We start from the raw sequence: 859 nt of genomic DNA, 5'->3' as shown, positions 1-859 counted from the left end.
GCGGCCGGCTTCCGCAGCGTGTTCCCGGAGGCGCAGTACGTGCTGCTGCCGTTCGCCGACGGCGGCGAGGGCACGGTGGAAGCGCTGGTCGCCGCTGGCGGTGGGCGCCGGGTCGCGTGCACCGTGACCGGGCCGCTGGGCGCGCCGGTCGCCGCGCAGTTCGGCCTGAGCGAGGACGGCGGCACCGCCCTGATCGAGATGGCCGCGGCCAGCGGGCTGATGCTGGTGCCGCCGCAACAGCGCGATCCTTGCTTGACCGGCACCCGCGGCGTCGGCGAACTGATCCTGGCCGCCCTTGATGCCGGCGCGCGCCGGCTGCTGATCGGCATCGGCGGCAGCGCCAGCAACGACGGCGGCGCCGGCATGGCGCAGGCCCTGGGCGTGCGCCTGCTGGACGCGCACGGCTGCGACCTGGCCGCCGGCGGCGCGGCGCTGGGCGCGCTGGCGCGCATCGATCTGGACGGGCTGGACCCGCGACTGCGCGAGTGCACGATCGAAGTCGCCTGCGATGTCGACAACCCGCTGACCGGGCCGAGCGGCGCCTCGGCGGTGTTCGGGCCGCAGAAGGGCGCCACGCCGGCGATGGTCGCGCAGCTCGATGCCGGGTTGCGGCACTACGCCGAGGCGATCGAACGCAGCTTGGGCGTGGCAGTGGCGCAACTGCCCGGCGCCGGCGCGGGCGGCGGTATCGGCGCGGCCCTGCTCGCCTTCCTCGGCGCGCGGCTGCGGCCGGGCGTGGAGATCGTCGCGCAGGCGCTGGGGCTGGAAGCGCACCTGGCCGGCGCCGATCTGCTGGTCACCGGCGAAGGCCGCCTGGACGGGCAGAGCGCGCAGGGCAAGGTGCCGGTCGGCCTCGCCC

General features: G+C 76.7%; 1 protein-coding gene. It reads left to right on the top strand.

Annotation, left to right across the window (positions count from 1 at the left end):
- A partial coding sequence (locus D588_RS0122835) for a glycerate kinase (protein ID WP_017917638.1) occupies positions 1 to 859 on the top strand: 859 nt, incomplete at both ends.

This window comes from Xanthomonas sp. SHU 308 (assembly GCF_000364645.1).
Lineage (GTDB): Bacteria > Pseudomonadota > Gammaproteobacteria > Xanthomonadales > Xanthomonadaceae > Xanthomonas_A > Xanthomonas_A sontii.
The sequence above is the reverse complement of the archived record's forward strand: the minus strand, read 5'-3'. Positions and strand labels throughout refer to the sequence as shown.